At 68.7% G+C, this 1,110-nt stretch carries 1 protein-coding gene; it reads right to left on the bottom strand.

What is annotated here, in order from left to right:
- Nucleotides 1-68 precede the first annotated feature (68 nt).
- The gene (locus tag ACOADB_RS24475) at nt 69-965 is read right to left on the bottom strand and encodes a phenylalanine 4-monooxygenase (protein WP_378604985.1); all 897 of its coding nucleotides are present in this window, start codon (nt 963-965) and stop codon (nt 69-71) included.
- Between the last annotated feature and the right edge of the window lie 145 nt (nt 966-1,110).

Raw genomic sequence — 1,110 nt, 5'->3', positions numbered from 1 at the left:
GCCGTCGTACCTGACGAACGTGTCGTCAAAACCTGGAACTCGCAGCAGGTTCGTCAGGTGCGATGGAGTCAGGCGCGGGCGGGCGTCCTAGCCATCAGCCGGGCGATCGACTCATCGGTGCAGTCGGCCCAGAAGCCGCCCACGACGTCCTCGACCTGGGTGAACGAGTCCGCGACGTACAGGACGTTCTGGTAGTCGGTGATGTCGTAGGACGTGCTGCCCATGTCGGCGATGTCGAGCGGGCGGATGTCCATGCCGCGGAACGCCTCGATCTCGCCGGGGGAGGAGAGGATGCCGGCGCCGTACGTCTTGAGGTCGCTGCCCTCCCAGAGGATGCCGAACTCGAGGGTGAACCAGAAGACCTTGCTGACGAACTCGAGCGCCTCGGTGGTGCGCACGCGTCGGGAGGCCTGGCCGGCGAGCTCGTAGAGCGCGGTGAAGCGCGGGTTGGCGAGGGTGTTGCCGTGGCCGACGACCTCGTGCAGGACGTCGGGCTCGGGCGTGTAGAGCGGCACCGAGTGGTGGCGGACGTACTGGGTGGACCAGAAGGACTTGTCGGCGAGCGAGCCGTAGAACTCGCGCAGCGGGACGAGCCCGGCGGCGGGGGCGTAGCGCCAGCCGGTCAGCGGGGCGAGCCAGTCGCTGACCTCGGCCAGCTGCGGGATGCGGTCGATCGGCAGGCCGAGGGACTCCTTGCCGTCGAGGAACTCGCGGCAGGCGTAGGCGCGGTGCTTGGTGACGAGCGCTTCGCTCACGACGCGCCACACCTTGTGCTCGGCGTCGGTGTACTCGGCGGTGGGGCACGGGGTGCCCGGACGCCAGGCGTTGGCCAGCGTCGCGAGGGCGTCGCGGCGGGCGCGGTACTCCGCGTCGGCGAACCCGGGGTGGTCGGCGCCCAGGTGGACCTTGAGGGATCCGTCCTCGTCGGTCGTCACCGGGGCAAAGGTCTGCGCTTCCTCAAACATGCCTCCATTGTGTGACGCAGTCCACCAGATGACGAGCAGGGTCAGACGTTTGGCCCTCCACTCAGCCGCGCGAGGTGGCAGACTGTCCAGCATGGACGCCGTCGACCGGGAAATTCTGGACATCTTGCGCGCGGACTCGCGGACC

Source organism: Nocardioides sp. CPCC 206348 (assembly GCF_048654705.1).
Classification (GTDB): domain Bacteria; phylum Actinomycetota; class Actinomycetes; order Propionibacteriales; family Nocardioidaceae; genus Nocardioides.
This window is presented reverse-complemented; position numbering and strand designations above follow the sequence as displayed.

Excerpts from the sequence above, each read along its gene's own strand:
- ACOADB_RS24475 (WP_378604985.1), bottom strand. The coding sequence starts at position 965 with ATGTTTGAGGAAGCGCAGACCTTTGCCCCGGTGACGACCGACGAGGAC.